Origin of the sequence: Pseudoalteromonas sp. T1lg21, from assembly GCF_002964625.1 — a bacterium.
Taxonomy (GTDB): Bacteria; Pseudomonadota; Gammaproteobacteria; order Enterobacterales; family Alteromonadaceae; genus Pseudoalteromonas; species Pseudoalteromonas gelatinilytica.
Map to the genome: position 1 here is coordinate 1 of NZ_PQBX01000053.1, position 305 is coordinate 305.

1 protein-coding gene is annotated in these 305 nt (G+C 39.7%); it reads left to right on the plus strand.

From position 1 onward, the window contains the following. Positions 1 to 250 (plus strand): phage tail assembly protein T (locus C2M25_RS10335; RefSeq protein ID WP_158679703.1); only part of this gene is annotated, 250 nt, incomplete at its 5' end. Positions 251 to 305: the final 55 nt, after the last annotated feature.

Genomic DNA, 305 nt, shown 5'->3' on the forward strand with positions numbered 1-305 from the left:
CAATGTTGATGACATGCTTTTTAATATGTCATCAACTCAATTTATAGAGTGGCAGCAATTTGCTCAGCTTGAGCCTTTTGGTGCACAAGTGGATGAATTTCAGTTAGCGGCGCTTAGAGCGCTAGTCACAAACTATCTCAGCTCCAATAAACAAAATATAAAATCCGTAAATGATTTCATGCTTAGCGCTGTTGAACGGCCAAAAGAGCGTGAGAAAACGGTGGAAGAAATTTACCAATTGTTTGGATAAATATCATGGCCAATGAACACAAAGTCATTTTAAGTGCTGATACCCGATCGCACCG